16 protein-coding genes and 1 tRNA gene are annotated in these 19,606 nt (G+C 31.8%); 14 read left to right on the top strand and 3 right to left on the bottom strand.

Annotation, left to right across the window (positions count from 1 at the left end; all coding sequences use genetic code 11):
* A partial coding sequence (locus tag EPK97_RS21580) for a hypothetical protein (RefSeq protein ID WP_205690283.1) occupies positions 1-220 on the top strand: 220 nt, incomplete at its 5' end.
* A 408-nt stretch (positions 221-628) separates the two neighbouring features.
* Here the strand turns inward: EPK97_RS21580 and EPK97_RS18465 are convergent.
* From EPK97_RS18465 to modA, 3 genes are all read right to left on the bottom strand, one after another.
* A tRNA-Arg gene (locus EPK97_RS18465) sits at positions 629-705 on the bottom strand.
* 151 nt (positions 706-856) lie between these two features.
* Positions 857-1,525, bottom strand: coding sequence for a molybdate ABC transporter permease subunit (gene modB / locus EPK97_RS18460; RefSeq protein ID WP_162038110.1), 669 nt, complete (start codon positions 1,523-1,525; stop codon positions 857-859).
* 10 nt (positions 1,526-1,535) lie between these two features.
* Positions 1,536-2,333, bottom strand: coding sequence for a molybdate ABC transporter substrate-binding protein (gene modA, locus EPK97_RS18455; protein ID WP_162038109.1), 798 nt, complete (start codon positions 2,331-2,333; stop codon positions 1,536-1,538).
* Between the two features lie 137 nt (positions 2,334-2,470).
* Between modA and EPK97_RS18450 the strand changes: the two genes are divergently transcribed.
* The 13 genes from EPK97_RS18450 (at position 2,471) to EPK97_RS18390 (ending at position 19,535) form a co-directional block, all read left to right on the top strand.
* Positions 2,471-3,361: a hypothetical protein gene (locus tag EPK97_RS18450; protein WP_162038108.1), complete on the top strand. Its 891-nt coding sequence runs from the start codon at positions 2,471-2,473 to the stop codon at positions 3,359-3,361.
* Positions 3,362-3,555: 194 nt separating this feature from the next.
* Positions 3,556-4,881 (top strand): trigger factor, encoded by a 1,326-nt coding sequence (gene tig, locus EPK97_RS18445; RefSeq protein WP_162038107.1) that lies wholly within the window; start codon positions 3,556-3,558, stop codon positions 4,879-4,881.
* A 263-nt stretch (positions 4,882-5,144) separates the two neighbouring features.
* A complete protein-coding gene (gene clpP, locus EPK97_RS18440) occupies positions 5,145-5,741 on the top strand; it encodes an ATP-dependent Clp endopeptidase proteolytic subunit ClpP (protein ID WP_162038106.1) in 597 nt (198 codons plus the stop codon).
* Positions 5,742-5,745: 4 nt separating this feature from the next.
* Entirely contained in the window at positions 5,746-7,002 is a 1,257-nt protein-coding gene (gene clpX / locus EPK97_RS18435) for an ATP-dependent protease ATP-binding subunit ClpX (protein WP_162038105.1), read from the top strand.
* Between the two features lie 96 nt (positions 7,003-7,098).
* Positions 7,099-8,205: a flavodoxin-dependent (E)-4-hydroxy-3-methylbut-2-enyl-diphosphate synthase gene (gene ispG, locus EPK97_RS18430; RefSeq protein ID WP_162038104.1), complete on the top strand. Its 1,107-nt coding sequence runs from the start codon at positions 7,099-7,101 to the stop codon at positions 8,203-8,205.
* A 600-nt stretch (positions 8,206-8,805) separates the two neighbouring features.
* Positions 8,806-8,952 (top strand): thiopeptide-type bacteriocin, encoded by a 147-nt coding sequence (locus tag EPK97_RS18425; RefSeq protein WP_162038103.1) that lies wholly within the window; start codon positions 8,806-8,808, stop codon positions 8,950-8,952.
* An 88-nt stretch (positions 8,953-9,040) separates the two neighbouring features.
* On the top strand, positions 9,041-12,007 hold the full coding sequence (locus tag EPK97_RS18420) for a thiopeptide-type bacteriocin biosynthesis protein (RefSeq protein ID WP_162038102.1): 2,967 nt from the start codon (positions 9,041-9,043) through the stop codon (positions 12,005-12,007).
* Positions 11,994-12,980, top strand: coding sequence for a hypothetical protein (locus EPK97_RS18415; RefSeq protein WP_162038101.1), 987 nt, complete (start codon positions 11,994-11,996; stop codon positions 12,978-12,980). Before EPK97_RS18420 ends, EPK97_RS18415 begins: the two co-directional genes overlap by 14 nt.
* 3 nt (positions 12,981-12,983) lie before the next feature.
* Positions 12,984-14,099, top strand: a complete 1,116-nt coding sequence (locus EPK97_RS18410; RefSeq protein ID WP_162038100.1) for a hypothetical protein — start codon at positions 12,984-12,986, stop codon at positions 14,097-14,099.
* Positions 14,053-15,666: a YcaO-like family protein gene (locus EPK97_RS18405; protein WP_162038099.1), complete on the top strand. Its 1,614-nt coding sequence runs from the start codon at positions 14,053-14,055 to the stop codon at positions 15,664-15,666. The genes EPK97_RS18410 and EPK97_RS18405 overlap by 47 nt, the downstream gene beginning before the upstream one ends.
* A 22-nt stretch (positions 15,667-15,688) precedes the next feature.
* A complete protein-coding gene (locus tag EPK97_RS18400; protein WP_162038098.1) occupies positions 15,689-16,777 on the top strand; it encodes a hypothetical protein in 1,089 nt (362 codons plus the stop codon).
* A 13-nt stretch (positions 16,778-16,790) separates the two neighbouring features.
* Entirely contained in the window at positions 16,791-18,194 is a 1,404-nt protein-coding gene (locus EPK97_RS18395; RefSeq protein ID WP_162038097.1) for an MATE family efflux transporter, read from the top strand.
* A gap of 9 nt (positions 18,195-18,203) precedes the next feature.
* Positions 18,204-19,535 (top strand): LLM class flavin-dependent oxidoreductase, encoded by a 1,332-nt coding sequence (locus EPK97_RS18390; protein WP_162038096.1) that lies wholly within the window; start codon positions 18,204-18,206, stop codon positions 19,533-19,535.
* Positions 19,536-19,606: the final 71 nt, after the last annotated feature.

Below are 19,606 nucleotides of genomic sequence, written 5' to 3'. Positions count from 1 at the left end.
ATTCAAAATAGAACAATCGGTTGAGGTAATATTTCCTTGTAATGGTCAACGAATTTGTGAAGGCATTGTAAATCAGGTTGGAGAAGGTATTGTAATAGTATCCAGACCTTCAGAAAAATGCATTCTATCTACTTGTCAAATTGATGCCGTATTTCCTTTTCAACAAGGATCAAATACTAGGGATTATGATTCTCCTTTTAAAATGAGAAGAAACCACTGACCTTAAAAAGTCGGTGGTTTTTCTTAGGTTTCACCTTAAATGAAACCATGCCCATAAAAAAATATATTATATTAAATATATGTATCTGAAGGTAATGTAATATTTTACCTAAAGTTGCTATAACAAAAGAAAATGCGAGCAATGATGATTTGGTGTTGACGATCGATTTTGATTCAGAAAGAAAATATATAAAATTGTTAAATGAATTAGATACGGATGAGCACGTTTTGGGAATGATCATGTCACGTGAAATGATTGTGTAAAAAATGTGTAAAAAAAAATCATTTTATATGTTTTTATATCGTATTCTTGTCAATTTATAAAAATAAAAAAACCCTCAAAAACGTTGAAATAACGGCGTTTCTGAGGGTTTGTTATATGTACCTAACTTGTATCACAAAATCGTAATGGCGTCCCAGGAGAGATTCGAACTCCCGACCGACGGCTTAGAAGGCCGTTGCTCTATCCAGCTGAGCTACTGGGACAAGTTTGTTTCGTTTGAAGCGACAAGAAATATAATATCACATGATTTTTAATTATGCAATACTTAATTTAAAATTTTAAAAAAAACTCATTAGTTGACTACAAACCTACTTAAATTTAAGGAAATACATTAACATATACTTCCTTTTCACACTAATGATTTGAACGGTTTACAATCCATAACATCATAAACGAAATAAGTACGATACTAAAGACCCACAACCATACTAAAGTCATATCACCTGTTTCCGTAGCTAGAAAAATGGCAGTGGATATCGTTTGTGTTTTATTGGGGATATTTCCTGCAATCATGATGGTAGCTCCAAATTCCCCTAATCCTCTAGCAAATCCTAAAATATATGCTGATATAAAAAATTTGAAAGATAATGGAATAGTAATATACCTTATTACCTGCCATTCAGATGCCCCGCTGTTTCTCGCAGCGTTTTCGATCTCGTTTTCAACGGATGAAAATCCAGACTTGAGTGTTTGATAGACGAGAGGAAATGAGACAACAGACGCGGCGATTACTGCAGCCCACCAAGTGAAAACTACAGGTTGATTAAATATCCATTCAATCGCTTGTCCAACCCAACTACTCCTTCCTAAAAGCATTAATAAAAGAAATCCAACAACTGTAGGTGGAAGGACTAATGGAAGCATAAAAACGGTCTCCAACAATGCTTTCCCAGGGAATTTTTTTCTCGCCATGATAAACGCAATTGGAATAGAAAATAAGAAAACAACAATACTTGCAGTAAAAGCAACTTTTAAAGAGATAATAATAGGTGTGATAAATGATTCTAATTCGATGTTTGTCATAGGATCAACCTTATTTTTTTAGTTTTAAAAAACCATGCTCCTTGAATATATTTTGAGAAACTTCTTTTTGTAAGAAGGTGATGAAAGTTTCTGCTGATTTTTTCTTCTCTGTATCATTGATAATACCAATTGGATAGGATATCGAGTCGTATTTGGTTTGATCTGTTATATAAATGATTTTTGATTGATTGGATTGCAACGCATCACTTTTATAAACAAATGCAGCATCGACATTTCCTGTATCAGAATAATTTAAAGCTTGTCTAACATTTGTAGTGAAAATGAATTTTGATTCTAATTCTTGCCATAGTTCTGAATTGTTTAGTAGTTGCTTTGTATAATCTCCTGCTGGAACGATTGCAGGATCTCCAACTGCAATGGAAATAACTTCAGAATTTAATAACTCATCTAATGAGTCAATATATAGGTCAGAATCGTTTTTTGTTATGAATACGATTTGATTTGAAAGTAAATTAACGATATCATTTGATTCAATTAAACCAAGTTCAACTAACTCATCCATATATTGCTTATTTGCTGAAAAAAATACATCTATAGGTGCTCCTTGTTTGATTTGAGCTGATAAGGTTCCAGATGCGCCAAAATTATAAATAATTTTTATTTCAGCATTATTTTTTTCAAACTCATTTTTTATTTCGTTTAGAGCATTTGTTAAACTTGAGGCAGCAGATATATGTAACTCAGTCACATCTTCTGTGTTATTTTGAGCATAACAAGCACTGACTAGTAGGATGAACAATAAACATATACTAATCTTCAGAGTAAGTTTTTTTATTGAGAATATCATTTCAAGACCTCTTTATTAAATATATAAGTATGACTTAGCTATATATTACACTTAAAAGACGCGTTTAAAAAGTCCCTTAATGATCTAGAATGACATTTTTATACAAAAAAACATCTATTGATTGAGAGGTGAAGGAAATGAACCAAAAGAAAAATATAGTTTTATTCCCAGGTACTTTACAAAGTTATCAGAACACTCTAACTACATTGTTAGAGACGGAGCAATATGATGAAGCACTAAAATTATTACATTATTTACTGCTGTGTGAAGGTGAAGATAAAGATACATACGAGGAATGGGAATTGCTTTTAGAATGGTTAACTACTCATACAGCAAGTCTACAACAAGATCAAAAAGCTGATGGTGAAGAGTGGGATGAAAAAAAAATAATAAATGAACAAATCCAAACGAAGCTATTAGAGGATGAGGATTATACCGATAAATTATTAGAAATGTTAATGAATGAATCTTCTCTTGAAAAGAAATGGTTAGCGTTAGATCAGTTAGTTCATATAGATGATTCTCAAATGAATGAAAAGATAATAAAATGGTTTCAGAACGAGAACTTAAATCCGATGCTTCAATTTAAAGCATTACAAACATTAAAACAAAGGGAAGCAAAAGGGGAAGTCTCTTTTAATAAATTAGGTGAGAGACTAAAGGTTAATATTGAGAATACACCTATACATTTTGAGGATTTTCCGAACATCATAGTTGATGTTATTCATATTGTAAGAGAGATAACAGAAAATAACGATCCTATCGTTAGTGCATTTGCAGAACAAACTTGGAAGGAATTTTTATCCTACATATATGGAACCAAAAGCTACAGTGAAATTACCCAACACCAAAATTCAGCTCCTTGTGCTTATGCATTACATAAAATTTCATTGGAAATGACGATAGGAAACATAGATGAGGAATTGTTAATTCAATCATATGACTTGAAAAAAGATGATGTGATAATGATGGAAAAGACATACAAAAAAATGAAATCTTACATTGAAACGGTTTTACAAATATATTGAAATCTATGAGATACATACTGTTGATTTTTTATAGTTAACTTTTGTATAATAAAGTTTTGTAGGAATAGAAAATTTCTATCTGTCTTTTCATGGACAATATTCAAAGTTTATCTTATAATGTAGTGGTTATAATGGTAAGTATAGATAATTACCAAATGAAGAAACGGTAAATTTTTTGGAGGGGAAAGCATAAAATGAAAGCAAGCTGGGAAAAATTAGAAAAGAACGAAGGCGTTCTTAACATTGAAGTAGATGAAAGCCAAGTAGCAGACGCTCTTGATCAAGCTTTTAAAAAAGTAGCAAAGAAGGCTAACGTACCAGGATTCCGTAAAGGTAAAGTGCCTCGTCAAATTTTTGAAGCTAGATTTGGAGTAGAAAGTTTATATCAAGACGCTTTGGATATTATATTGCCTGTTGCATATTCCGATGCAGTAATGGAAACTAAGATTGATCCAATTGATCGTCCAGAAATTGATATAGAACAATTTGAAAAAGGTCAACCACTTAAGTTCTCTGCTAAGGTACAAGTTAAACCAGAAGTGAATCTAGGTGAATATAAAGGTTTGGAAATTCCTGAGAAAGATTTCTCAGTGAGTGATGAGGCTATCGAAGAAGAATTGAAAAAAAATCAGGAGCGTCATGCGGAGTTAATTGTTGTTGAAGAAGGCGCAGCAGAAAATGGCGATACTGTCATCATTGATTTTGATGGTTTTGTAGATAATGAACCTTTTGAAGGTGGAAAAGCTGAAAAGTATTCATTAGAGTTAGGTTCAGGTTCATTTATTCCTGGGTTTGAAGATCAAGTAATAGGAATGATTAAAGATGAGGATAAAGATGTAGAAGTTACATTCCCTGAACAATATCAAGCTGAGAACTTAGCTGGAAAACCTGCTGTGTTTAAAGTGAAATTACATGAAATTAAAAGAAAAAAATTCCCTGCACTTGATGATGAGTTTGCAAAAGATGTAAGTGAATTTGAAACTTTAGATGAATACAAAGAAGATATTAAAAAAGGTTTACAAGAAGCTAAGGAAAAAGAAGAGGATCAATATAGAGAAAATACAGTTGTTGAAAAAGCAACAGTAGTTTCTGAAGTTGTTATTCCTCAAGTCATGATAGATACAGAAACGAATCACATGATTGAGGATTTTGAAAATCGTTTAAAAATGCAAGGTATGACTTTAGAAATGTATTATCAATTTTCTAATCAAGATGAAGCTGCATTAAAAGAACAAATGAAAAATGACGCTGAAAAAAGAGTAAATCAGACTTTAGTTTTAGAAGCGATCACGGTTAATGAGAAAGTTGAAGTTTCTGAAGAAGATTTAAATGAGGAACTAGAGAAACTTGCAGGTATGTATCAAAAAACGGCAGAAGAACTAAGAAACATATTTACTGTTAATGGGAATCTAGAAACCTTAAAGCAAGATGTTGCTAATCGTAAAGCAATTCAGATTTTACTTGAGCACAGTGTGAATGTACCAGCAATTGAAGAAGCTGAAGAGGCTGTAGAAGAATAAATCATTACTGACTTGTAAAAGGCACAGCTATATTAGCGCGTGCCTTATTTTTTACCTTAAAGGGATATTCCAAATAGTCCCCCACTTTGTCAGCGCAAGAAGTACTGATCTTACATTAATCACATGGACGTAAATGATCTTAAGTAAGGATTATTAGTTCAATATGACATCACGGTCATAACATGATAAAATAATTAAAATGAATTAAATTGTAACAAATTCATTTTAAGGTTCATTCTGTATAGATAAAAGGAGATGTATGCATGAATCTTGTACCTATAGTAGTTGAGCAAACGAATCGTGGAGAGAGATCTTATGATATTTATTCACGATTACTAAAGGATCGAATTATTTTTTTAGGCAGTGCAATTGATGATAATGTAGCAAACATTGTCATAGCTCAAATGTTATTTTTAGCTGCGGATGACCCAGATAAAGACATACATTTGTATATTAATTCACCTGGAGGCTCTGTTACTGCAGGGATGGGGATTTTTGATACAATGCAATTTATAAAACCTGATGTTTCAACGATTTGTGTTGGAATGGCTGCGAGTATGGGATCACTATTGCTAACAGCAGGTGCGAAAGGCAAACGTTTTGCTTTGCCTAATAGTGAAGTCATGATACATCAACCTCTTGGTGGTGTTAGAGGTCAAGCAACAGATATCAAAATTCATGCGGATTGGATTATTCGTACAAAGAAAAAGTTAAATCAAATATATGTAGAGAGAACAGGACAACCTATGAGTAAAATAGAGAGAGATACTGATAGGGATTTCTTTATGAGTGCTGACGAATCAAAAGAGTATGGATTAATTGATGAAGTTATCACTCGTACCGACTTTATAAAGGAGTGATGGAATGTTTAAGTTTAACGATGAAAAAGGTCAATTAAAATGTTCTTTCTGTGGAAAATCACAAGAACAAGTAAGAAAATTAGTTGCAGGTCCAGGTGTATATATTTGTGATGAATGTATAGATCTATGTACTGAAATCGTTGAAGAAGAACTAGGTACTGAAGAAGAGTTAGAAGTTCAAGAAATACCAAAACCTCAAGAGATTTTTGGTATCTTAAATGATTATGTTATCGGTCAAGAGCATGCTAAAAAATCATTGTCCGTCGCTGTTTATAATCATTACAAACGTATCAATTCCAAAAATAAAGCTGAAGATGTGGAATTACAGAAAAGTAATATCGCACTAATTGGACCTACAGGTAGTGGAAAAACGCTTCTAGCTCAGACGTTAGCAAAAATTTTAAATGTACCGTTTGCTATTGCGGATGCAACATCTTTAACAGAAGCGGGTTACGTAGGGGAAGATGTTGAGAACATATTATTAAAATTGATTCAAGCCGCTGATTATGATGTAGAAAAGGCAGAAAAAGGAATCATATACATTGATGAAATTGATAAAGTTGCCAGAAAATCTGAAAATCCATCTATAACAAGGGATGTTTCAGGTGAAGGGGTACAGCAGGCACTTTTAAAGATTTTAGAAGGAACAACTGCATCTGTACCACCACAGGGAGGGCGTAAGCATCCCCATCAAGAATTCATTCAAATAGACACAACAAATATTCTATTTATTTGCGGTGGTGCATTTGATGGTATCGAACCAATTATTAAGAGAAGACTTGGTAAAAAAGTCATTGGTTTTAATAATAATGACAATACGAAAAATAACATGAACAAAGATGAAGATTTCTTGTCAATGATTTTACCAGAGGATTTATTAAAATATGGTTTAATCCCTGAGTTTGTTGGACGTTTACCTGTGATCTCTTCATTGGAAAAATTAGATGAAACTGCACTAGTTCGCATACTTAAGGAACCTAAAAATTCTCTAGTAAAACAATATCAGAAATTGCTTGAAATCGATGGTGTAGAGCTTGAGTTTGAAGATAATGCCTTAAATGAAATTGCAAAAGAAGCCATTAAGCGGAACACAGGTGCCAGAGGCTTAAGAGCCATTATCGAAGGTGTGATGTTGGATGTAATGTATGAAGTTCCATCCAAAACAGATATTAAAAAATGTATTATCAAAGAGGATGTTATCAAGAACAATGTAGCTCCTCAGTTGTTAAAAGATGACAACAGTAAAGAGGAAAGTGCATAAAAAAATTCATAAAATCTAAATTACCTATCTTACTACTTTCAGGTCTATAAATGGATGTATTGAGATAGGTAGTTGTATTTCATGGGAGAGACGGTTATGTTTTTAAGGGATGAAACGATACCTGTTAAGGTTGGGGATTTAACGATTGGCGGAAATAATGAGCTGATTATTCAAAGTATGTGTACAACTAAAACTGCAGATGTAAAAGCAACTGTTGCTGAAATTCATAGGTTGGAAGAGGCCGGATGTCAATTAGTTCGAGTCACTGTAAATAATCAAGAAGCTGCTGACGCGATTAAAGAAATAAAAAAACAAATTAGTATTCCATTAGTTGCAGATATTCATTTCGATTATAAATTAGCTCTGGCTGCCATAGAAAATGGAATTGATAAAGTCAGAATAAATCCAGGAAATATTGGAAAAAGGGAAAAGGTTGAAGCAGTAGTTAAAGCGTGTAAAGAACGTGGTATACCCATTCGCATTGGTGTGAATGCAGGTTCACTTGAAAATCATTTGTTGGATAAATATGGATATCCTACACCAGATGCAATGGTTGAAAGTGCTGAATTCCATATAAGGATCTTAGAAGAACTTGATTTTAAAGATATTATTGTTTCTTTGAAAGCCTCAGATGTACCTATGGCTATTGAGGCTTATTCAAAATTTGCAGAAAAATTTAATTATCCACTACACTTAGGGATAACAGAAGCAGGTACCTTACATGCAGGAACAATAAAAAGTGCAGCAGGTTTAGGTGCATTGTTAGCTAAAGGTTTAGGTTCTACTATGCGCATTTCTTTAAGTGCAGATCCAGTTGAAGAAGTGAAAGTAGCAAGAGAATTATTAAAATCGTTTGGCTTGATTGCTAATGCAGCCACACTTGTTTCATGTCCAACTTGTGGAAGGCTTGATATTGATTTATTCTCCATTGCTAATGAAGTTGAAGACTACATTCAAAATGTAAAGGTCCCAATTAAGGTTTCAGTATTAGGTTGTGCTGTAAATGGACCTGGAGAAGCGAGAGAAGCAGATATTGGTATTGCTGGTGCAAGAGGTGAAGGGATGTTATTCCGTTATGGAGAAATGATCCGTAAGGTACCAGAAGCTGAGTTAGTGAATGAATTGAAAAAAGAAATTGATGTGATCGTTGAAGGTTTTGAAAAAACTGGTGAAATTCCAGGTCGCAAATTGGCACATAAATAAGTGAATATTTATATTTCAAATGGGTCATAATACTTTTGACGGTGAAAGAGAGGTGTGGTTCCGTTGGACTATCAATTCAACGAATCAGCCAAAGTGATTCTTTCTGATTCGATGTAGAAGAAATATCAACCCTTGAAATAAGCCAAAAGCTTTGACATAGGTTAAAATTTTATTGTATTCCTATATGATAAAGGTTTCTCCTCGTTAAATATTAGAATGATTTCAAAAAATCACCGTCCAAAGACCCCTAGCTCTTAGTTAGGGGTTTTTTGATGTGGAAATTCCCCTACCTTCACCCAAGAGTACACCATGTTCCTCTCACGTATGTCTATTTCATAATTTGTCAATTTAATGCTACGTAAGACATTTGATTGTTTGTAGCAAAATCAACCCGTTTCACTAATGCGATATACATATTTGTATATTACAAATAGAAAATAAGAGGTTTATCTATATTTTTATAGTTATTTGGGATCTAGTTGGTTATATTCAAGGATTATGCATTATAGACAATAATATACAGATTATAGTACTATATAGAAAGATTAATTACTACTTAAAGTCTTGCATCTATTCTAAAATGACAGGAGGAGAAATATTATGTCAGAAGAAAAAAAATTAAATCTTGAGGAAGAAGAGTTTAATCTTGACCTTGAGGTGTACGAAGTATCATCTGCTACAGTTTTAGAAGCTATGGGAGCTTCAAATGGCCATAATTCTTGTTCAGTAGTAAAAACTAAACACTAAAAGTAACAATGAATGCTCAGTTAGTTATGTTAACTGAGCATTCACTTTATTTGAGTCTCAATAATTACATGATGAAAGAGTGTTGTGCATGAGTATTTGCAATAAATATATTGTTAGAAGTCCAGCAATGGAAAAATATTATATATATGATCTTTTTCATACAAGTAATCTTAAAAATTATATTTTAAACATCATAGAAGATCTTTCATTTATGGAAAGAATTCTTATTGCAAGTCATGATTTACATCATCAATTGATAGAGATTAAAAACGGAAAAAAAATGAGTGAAGATGTGATCGTTTCCGTTGTGAAATATATTTTGAGAATGTCATCGAGACCAATGCCATATGGGTTGTTTGCAGGATTATTGGAAAATGATTTCAATTCTAATGAACAATCTATTACTGATTCTTACAAAGAAGTAAGGATTTCAATGGATTGGTTAAGCCATCTTGTTAAACGAATTGAGCAATCTCAAGTTATTGATTCTAATATTTTGTTGTATAAAAATAACTTACTTAGAGAAATGAATGATAAATTTTATTTAGATGTTGCAATTGACGATAGCCAAAATAGAATGAGTCTTAAAAAAACGAAATTTCTTCGAGAGTTGATGTCAGCACTCGATGCTCCTAAAACTTTGAATGAAATTATTCTGTTATTAAGTGGGGGAAATCCTCAAAAAGAACAACATATTCTCATCTCAATTAAACGTTTGTTGAATAATAATATGATATTTAGTCATCTAAGACCACATTCTATTTTAGATCTTCAGCAGAATAAAAGTGGTCTACAACTTATTCTCAAGGAGAAAGAACTCATAGATGCAGAGCTTTATGAACAGTTAATAGAAATAGAGAAGTTGATAGAACTATATAAAATCAGTCAAATTGGTGATGGTATTCAAACTTATCAGGAAGTTATCCATAAAATGAGTGAAGTTTGTATAAGTAAAAGGTATGTTGTAGTGGACTTAGTTTCACATCACGCTGCTTATAAACTAGATGAAAATATTATGCAACAGTTTGCTCTTGATGTTCAGTTTTTGTCCTCGTTCAATGTTTTAAATTCTTTTCACAAATTATGGGAAAACTATGAAGTTCAGTTTCTTGATGAATACGGTTTTTTTAATGAAATTAACTTAATTGATCTCATTGATGAGGATACTGGTATCGGCGCCCCTAAGTTTGATCAACATTATATAAGCATGGATTCATCGACAGAAGATAAGTTTAATGAATATATTTTAAATCTAGTACAAGATGCCATTTTAAATAAAAACAATACCATACGATTATCCAATAATGATATTCAATTTATTACGGATTTATCTCAACATTATTCAGGCAAAAAAATAAATGAAGGATATGATGTTAAAGTTAATCTCATTAAAGAAAATGGTAGAGATAAAATCGTTTTAAATGAAAATTCCTTTAGCAATACCTCTACTTCATTCAGAGGAAGATTTAAGTTGAATACAAATGAAGATACTCGAAAACTGAGGTACAGTAATCAGAACATTGTAAATGCAGAAGTAAATGTTGTGGCAAATCATTATAGTGACTTAGGAGTTACTTATGCTAAAGATGATATACAAATACTTATCAATACACCTGAACATTGTAAGGATAAAACTTATATTACTGTAAAGGATATTGTAGTCGGTTTAGATCATGACGGTCTCTATTTAAAGAGCAAATCTATTGGTAAAAAAATTATCCCCACATTTACCCATATGTTATATTATAGCAATTTCAACGAAGATCGTTCTCTTTTATTTTTACATCAATTTGGGAAATACGTTTCCAATACACCTAGAGATTTTAATTTAGGTATTGCAGAGAACTTGAATTATATTCCAAGAATTGAATACAAACAAATTATTTTGTCTTTAAAACGTTGGAATATCAAAAAAACACATATGGAAAGAGAAATAAGCTTAACAGGTAAAAGTGAAAGAGAATATATTCAGGAATTTATTAAATATTATAAAGTAGATCCTGTAGTTTACTTGTTGAAAGGTGATATGAGTTTACCTGTCCATGTCCATACATCATTAGGTGTCGACTTAATATTAAACGAATTAAACAGTCAGAGTACAAAGGAGCTTATCATTTTAACAGAAGCGCCAGATTTATATGATATAAACGACGCTGCTAATATGAATTTAGATTTCATTATAACTGTGCTGCCAGACCATAATCATAAAGATAAATCAATTGAAATTACAAATTGTTATGATGGTCCTACACCAATCACTGATCTCAGTTGGTATTATTACAATATTTATTATAGAAAAGGTGAGAGATTACAGATAAGTAACAGCTGTATTAAGTGGTTGGAAGAACAGAACATCCACCAATATTTTATAGTGAGTTACAGTGATAATGATGAACATATTCGTTTGAGATTTAAACACGATGATCAGTTGTTAAAATTAAAATTTGATTTGTTTTTACAGAAATGGGTGAAGGATAGAACGATAAAAAAATATTCAGAAGAAACCTTTTTTCCTGAGTATTCAAGATATGGCGGTCACGAATTATGCAATGTGGCACATGAGTTTTTTTGTTATGATACAAAGTTTTTATATCTAGTGAATGAGCTGAAAATGTTCAAGCATAAAAGTAAACTGGAACAAGGTGTTATGGTTTGTTTATATACTGTGATGGATTTGTTTGATAATTATGACAATGCTTTTCAATTTTTAAGAGAATTACGAGGTGAAAAAGACAAATCTGTTTTAAAGGAGTTTAGCACAAACAGACAAAAGTATACGGGTGCAGCAAAAGAAATGCTTTTTTTCTACGATAGAGAAAACAATGTTCTTTTAGAGAAAAGGAAATTAGCAAGAGAATATTGTGAACAAGTACAGCAATCATTTCATAGTGAGAGAAGTTTTTATATTTTAAAAAGCATAGTGCATATGACAATGAATCGTTTTATGGGGATTGACCGTGATCTGGAAAATAAAATTTATGAAACAGCAAGTTATACCTTTTACAACCTCAAGTACACTTTAGATATTCAGGGGGGGTATCATGAACTTTTATGAAATTACATGTTTCGTCAATGAAGAGAATACTAATCATCAAGTGTTTAAAACTTTGAAGCATATCGTACAAACTGAAAAGAGTACAACTTTGATTAAAGGTTGGCAATATGGTTACCATGTAAAAATACTAGGTTTTTTTGATAGTGATAAAGTGAATAAAAACTACAAGCTACTGTCTTCCATCTTAAAAAATGAACCTACCTCTACTTACTGTATAGATACCTTCAAAAATAAATATGAAAAGGTAGCCCGGATCACGAATCAACTTCATTCTCAACAAGAAATTTTTCAAAATAAAGTGAAGATCAATCAAATAGATGATTGTTTTTATTTCGAGAATATGGATCAATTGAAATTATATATATTTATTCATCGGATATTTGATTCTTTTTATATGGAGCGTTACTGGAAGGATAATAATGTTTTAACAATTGTTCATGATATATATCCATTTGTAAAACAATTGCCTGATAAGGTGATTAGTGAAAGTGATTTATTATACTCTAATGGATACACGTCTCATTTATCACATTATATTGGATTTTTAAACTCTCTCAAACTAAGTGATAGAAAGCGGATTCAACAAATTTTTAAAAAGAGAATAGTGGTTGATGTTGAGAGTTTAAAAAAGGGTAATGATGGGAGCTCAAAATTAGTTTCACGTTTATTCGAGGTTTATCGATTAGTTTCCAAGTACGTTGATGAAGGATTGATCAATTTCCACTCTCCATATTCATCAAACCAATTTAATTCTAAAGTGAATCAAACTTCTGTGAGGCATGCATCCATTTTTGAAGATGTGGAGTTGAAGGAAGCTGTCTTGAGCGACAAAGTATTATGTACAAATAAATGGATTTTAAATGTATTGTATGAAAAATTAGTGCTTTTAAACATTAAACCTATTGAAAAGTTTTATATGAATTTCTTAATTAGTTCGATGCGATATGAAGAAAAACTATTGGAGGTGAATTAATGAATGAATGCCTATATAGAACCTACTTTGCATATTGTTGATATTGATTCTGACTTTATTCTGACAACGAAAGATAAAAACTTAAAAATGAATCTAAACGATAAACAAAAAGAGTTAACTTACCAGTTGTTGAAAACAATAAAATTGAATCCAAATATTTCTCCTCTTTTAGAAGATAACAAATCTTTTGAGTCTAAAATGTTACAAGTGTTGATGAAAAATAATATGGTGAGTCTCGAACATGATCAAGAAGAGTATGCTGATTTAAAAGGAATTAATTGTATTCACGGACCATTAGCATTACTAAAATCAATTCAACAACAGCTTAGTGAGAAAAGTCAAATAATAGAAGATGAATTGGGACAAACATTATGTTTACATAACAATGTTATGGATGGTAAAGAGGTATATGTGTATGTATGCAAAGATAGTTTGTATATCACAACAAAACCATCCAACAAGTTAAATAACTATACGATAGATAGTGTAATGATGGATCAATATGCAGCGTTTGTTTTTTTGGAGAAGCTAAGGGATGACGTTCTTGATATAAATGATGTTCATATTATCAAAATTGACTTGACGATTTATAACAATGAGTTTGATTATCTTATTACAGAACAGGTGAACGAATTAAATTATTCTAATAGTTGTTTGGTAGACTACAAATTGTCTGGTTATGACATTGAATTTAATAAAGAAAATTATTTTCCACTTGTGCATTGTACACTCCATGATTTAGAAAGCAAAAGTAATTTATACTCAATTGGTTATGACAAAGAAGATGCGATTCGAAACCTATTTGTTATCTTAAATTGTTCTAACAAAGGAGAACAATATCAAATTAGAGGATGTAATACAGAGTATCCTTTAAATAGTGAATCGTTTCTTCGTAAATTGTTAAGTATTTACTTCTCAATAAATATTTCTATCCATAACAAAGAAGGTCATAAAGAGTTGAAGAGTGACAATTTGACTGCAATTTATACGGGGGAAAACACGTGTAATGAATACACTCTATTTTTAACGCTGCTCATTAATCATCAATTTAAAGGGAAAGAGTTGAAGATAAGTGGAAACGAAATTATTAATGAACAACTACAAGGAATTATGTATTAACATTTTTAGGAGCATTGATGTCAATTGTCATATAGAAATAGTTGGAAATACAATTCATGTGGATTTCAACGGGATGGCTTTGACTGTTACCTATACGGAAGAATTGTTGGAGATTAGAAAATGTGAAGTAGAAGGAATAGATAAGGAATTATCAGAATGGCCATGTATGATTGAAAAGTGCAATGAAATTGTAAATTTAAACAAGTACGTATACTTTTTTCTATTAAATATACATAAATTCATAGCACTAAGGTTTGATTCAACAAATGTTAAATTATTGTATAGAAATCATCACGCTCATAAGGTTAAACATGCTCCGGAACACAAAAGGTTAGAAAGCAATATACCAGTGAAGGACCTTAACCTTTTGCTTCTTTTTTATAAAGGCGGTTGTATATTTGATGAAAATGATGGATTTGTATCTGTGGCGAACAAAGAGGATTATTCGATACAAGGATTTGGTTATGATTTTAATATTTATCATGCCAAGTTTAAAGCTATAGCAGAATATTTGGAAAGAAGTGCAGCTTCGAGTAAACTACCTAATACTTTAGAGGCAAGTTATCGAGAAATTCAAAATAATGCAGTGCATCCTATTATTTTTGGCGTGTACGATAGCGAAGTTGTAGATAAATCCTCTGCTCTTGAGATGTACACAGATGATCTTACTTTGCAATGGGTTAAAGCAACTTCACTGTTAGATCGTAAAGAGAAATATATTCCTGAACAAATTAGTCAATATTTATTGCAAGATATTAAAAACAGGTTTGTCTATGAGAGCTCCAACGGTTGTTCTGTAGGAAATAGCTTAGAGGAAGCTTCCCTTTACTCCATATTAGAAGCAGTTGAAAGAGACACGTTCATGAATTTTTGGTTTGAAAAGCAACATACAATTTATTTAATTGAATTTGGTCATGAGAGCAGTAACATGCTTGGAAGAAAGCTATATTTTGAAGAGCTAGGATATAATTTAGAGTTTTATTATGTACAAAACAAGACGAAACTTCCTGTAGTTTGGTGTTTGCTGAGAAGTATAGATAAAGACAATGTTTTTTATTCAATTACAGGTTTAGGATGTCACATAAATATCCAATATGCAGTAGATTCTGCTTTTTATGAGGTTTTTAACTCTTATCAAAAACTCACTAATAACTCAAAAGAAAAGATCATTGATCACTTAAATAGAATAGAGGAAACAAAGGAGATAGATGATGTACTTGATCATATTTATTATTTTCTATCCTATTGTTCAAAACCACTATTGGAGCAAAAAGTGAAAAATGCTAAACCATATAACTATATAGAACTGATTTCTGAAGGTATTTTTAAAAGTATTTATATTGAAGAAGAATTAGAATTCGTGAAGGACAAAGTGAAACAAGTGTATAAAGACATACTTATTGTAAATCAAACAAATGATTTTATGAAAGCTCTATCATTTTATTGTACCAAAGCAATTTTAATAGGAGCTACCCCGTTGGATTTTACATCTCATTTAATAAGATTAGTAAATCATGAAAAGACAAATCGTCGAATTGAGAATCGGAATTTGCATCCATTAGCTTGAACAAGCAGTGAGGAGTGATAGTGTGCAGTATACATCTAAAGATTTTCTTAGTGAAATGGCGCATTACTTTGGTCTAGAATCAAAATTGATTGCGCAGCAACTGGAATCTAGTACAAATGATTATCAGTTTATTGAAGAAGTAGCTGAACTACATGAAAATGACCCCTATATAAGGAATATGTTAAGTATTAACGATTTAGTAAGAATAGAGAGAGATACAACGTATAAAATCCATAAAGGTTACCCATCTCCTAGAAGTTTATACCCTTTGAAAATGTTTATATCTTTAGGAAATCATCAATTTGTTACAAAGGATGATTCTCAAGAAAAATATAGGTATTATTATAATCCGAAGATAAACACTGAAAAAGGGGATATTCTAATTGAATTTACGAATAAGTATCCTAGCTATTACATGAACATAAAAAAATCTTTATTGATTTTAGAGACAGGACATTTTATATACAACATCGCAGCAACTGCGAAGCTGTTAGGAAGTGAATATAAGCTGTCAAATATCACTCATAATATTCACCTGCGACTTATTAAACAAACTTCAATAGATGTAGAGAATGATCAATTAACTAAATTTAGACTCAAATGCAAGATGAGAAATAGTGGCCCTTTTTTATATCCAATTACAAATGTGAATCCGAAAATTATCAGTAAAGCTTATTCATTTAAAGACGAGTTAGATCATGAGTTTAACCATTTAGAGCAACTGTTTGATATGCATGATTTTAGAAATCAACTACAAATCATTCCATATATCAACCAAGGTAATGGCATCTTCAAACCACCAACAGACGAAAAAGGACCAAATATAAATTATGTGAAATTAAATAAAACACACCCGTATATTAACTTTAAAGGCGTATCATTTTTTGTTGTATTTCTCATTAACCATGAGGTGTTCCATTTGGAAAATGCAACTCAGTATATTTTATCTTTAGGTTATTTATGCCAATTGATTTCTTTGAACCATGTTAGTCAATTTCAATACTGCCGTCCAATTAAAAGTTATGATATTGAACTGCTTGAGTCGTTAATGGAATTGGATACATCCAAATATACACCATATTATTGTTTAATCTCTGGAACGGTTGAGTAGAAAGGTGGGTAAAATGGAAACAGCAAATTTAAATTGGAAAAAAATCATTTCATTTTCTCTTCCAATGACGCTCATAGGTGTTGCAGACCTTCTTCTGATCGGGATTGATTTTTTTTGGATTTACTATTTTATTGGTGAACCGGAAGCGTTATCTGCTTTAAGAGTATCTTCGTCTATTGTTTTATTAATAGAAGCGGTTTTAGTAGGCGTCATTTCAGCGCTATTAGTTTATATTAGTCAACATAATGGTGCTGGTCATATTGAGAAGGTAATGCGAGGCGTGAAAGGAAGCTTTTCATTTTCAATTCATGCAGGGTTGATCACCACGTTAATTGGGTTGTTGCTCTTGCCATTGTTAATATTAATGTTTGGCGTATCACAGAAAATCTCGATCTACGTTGAAGGTTACTTGAGTGTATATTTAGTTGGTTATATTGCTATTTCTTTAAATAATCTCCTTTTATTACTACCAAGATACTTTCAAAAGCTTAATCTTGTATATAAGGGTCTGGGTCTTACCCTATTAACAAATCTTATCATCACACCTATTTTTATGTTGGTATTTATACAATTCGGAATGAGTGCCATCTCAGGTGCTGCTACTGGTACTATCGTCGCTAATTTATTGTGTTCGATTTATATGATTTGGCAGCTATTTATGAAAGATCATTTACAAATCGGTCTCTCAAAAAAACAGATTTCATTTAAAATTGATTTTCAGCTCCTAAAACAAAATATTACCTATATCGGCTCGCAAATTTTTAGTGGACTCACCTATAATGTTTCAATGTTTTTGTATATTCTCATTTTATCGTATTATCCAGAGGATGCATTTAATGTTTATGCTGTCGCTTCTTATATTTTTGTGTTTCTAGGTGTTTTTGCACAAAATTTTGCCGCCAGTATCATACCGATGGTTTCTGAGTATATCGGATCTAAACAAATTGAGGCAGTAAAGGATCTTGTGAAAAAAATGGTAATGATTTTGTTGGGATATGGTTCTATCGCTGCTGCAATTGTTTTGCTTAGTAAAAATTTATTAGCTAAAGCGTTATCAACGAATGATTATTTTATTCCTTTGTATTCGAATTTTTTCACTTATTACACGATTCCTTGGGTTTTGAATACGATTGCGATTGTTTTTATATTTGTGGTAGCAGGAGCGGGTGACTCCAAAGGTGGAATTATATTAACCGTTACAAACATGTATGTTGTTGTATTGGTTTGTTTATTGTTTGTGCCACAACTATTCAAAGATCAAACCAATGGAGTGTTTATTACGTTGGCTCTGATTGAAGTATTAACATTTGTAAGCTCATTTGCTTACTATTTATATGGTCGTTGGACAAAAGCAACTCTAGTAAAGGAGAACGTAGTACAGCAAGAAGAAGGTTTATCTGTTGAAAACAGTGTATAGGAGGATATTATGTCAGGTATAAATAATCGTATGAAAATTGCTCTCTTTATTTTAGGAGCTGGACATCATCTATCATCTTGGAGGCTTTCTTTAGAAGAAAATCCTTTTAGTTATGATTATAATTTGGAAGTGACAAGGTTGGCGGAGAAAGGAAAGCTTGATTTCGTTTTTTTCGCAGATGGGTTATACATTGATGAATATTCCCACACAAATGTTTTAAATGCACTAGAACCTACGGTATTACTTTCTTCATTAGCTGCACAAACAAATCAAATCGGTCTTGCTGCTACAGCTTCTACAACCTTTAATGAACCATTTAATATAGCTAGAAGATTTGGTTCCATAGATCATATAAGTAAAGGAAGGTCTGCATGGAATATTGTAACTACTGCAGATCATGGATCAGCTAAAAACTTTAGCTTTAATGAACATATGGAACATGGTAAGAGATATAGAAGAGCAGAGGAGTTTGTTGAAGTTGTAAAAGGATTATGGGATTCATGGGAATATGATGCATGGATACAGGACAAAGAACAGGGTGTTTTTGTAGATTATAATAAAATTCATAAAATAAATCACCAAGGAGAATTTTTTGCAGTAGAAGGTCCCTTGAACTTATCGAGGCCTCCTCAAGGGCATCCAGTATTAATTCAAGCTGGCACTTCAACATCAGGACAGCAACTTGCTGCAAAATATGCAGAGGTAGTATTTGTAAACAATAACAAAGGGATTGATAATGCAAAAGCATATTATGAAAATTTAAAGGAACAAGCTGTTTCATTTGATAGGAATAGAGATGAGGTTGTCATTACGTCGGGTATTCGATTTATTCTAGGGGAAACACAAGATATTGCTCAACAAAAATATAATGAGTTGCAATCACTCATTGATCCGAATATAGGACTCAAACTTTTATCTATAATACTACCTCAAGTAAATTTTTTGGCTATGGATTTAAATAAACCACTAGCTGATTTGGAAGAAACTCTAGATGAAGAGCAGACAAAGAAATATTTAACTTATAAAAAATTTTCTGAGAAAAGAAAGCTGAATTTGAAACAATTGTCACAACATGTAGCTTCGATTTCACCACACGATTTGTTTATTGGTACTCCTGAACAGTTAGCAGATAAAATGGAAATATGGTATAAAGCAGGAGCATGTGATGGTTTCAATTTAATGCCATTAAATATGATAGAAGACCTAGAAGTATTTATTCATAAAGTTGTTCCTATTTTGCAGCAAAAAAACATGTTTAGAGAAGAGTATGAGGGAGTGAGTCTAAGAGAAAACTTAGGACTTGTAAATCCATCATATCGTACAAAGACCGCTAACTCATAATTAGGGGTCTTTGTACGATTAGAAAAATGATTTATTAGATCATCAAATGGCTTGATTTTTTTTTGCGAGAT

The organism is Chengkuizengella sediminis (assembly GCF_010078385.1).
In the GTDB taxonomy this organism is placed as follows: Bacteria; Bacillota; Bacilli; order Paenibacillales; family KCTC-33759; genus Chengkuizengella; species Chengkuizengella sediminis.
This window is presented reverse-complemented; position numbering and strand designations above follow the sequence as displayed.